This is a genomic window from Streptomyces sp. NRRL WC-3626 (assembly GCF_000718785.1).
In the GTDB taxonomy this organism is placed as follows: Bacteria; Actinomycetota; Actinomycetes; order Streptomycetales; family Streptomycetaceae; genus Streptomyces; species Streptomyces edwardsiae.
On sequence record NZ_JOCA01000087.1, the window covers coordinates 1 to 213 of the forward strand.

Sequence of the window (213 nt, forward strand, 5' to 3'; positions counted from 1 at the left end):
GACGACGGCACCGAGGTGTTCTGGCCGTACAAGCGGGACCCCGAGACGCTGGCCCGTCCCTGGGCCGTCCCCGGCACCCCGGGCCTGGAGCACCGGATCGGCGGCATCGAGAAGCAGGACGGCACCGGCAACATCTCCTACGACCCCGCCAACCACGACCTCATGGTCCGCACCCGCCAAGCGAAGACCGACGGCATCGACGTCCCCGACATC

1 pseudogene is annotated in these 213 nt (G+C 70.4%); it reads left to right on the forward strand.

The annotated features are described in order from the left end of the window. A pseudogene (locus IF28_RS36835) lies at nt 1-213 on the forward strand (2-oxoglutarate ferredoxin oxidoreductase subunit alpha); the annotation flags it as partial.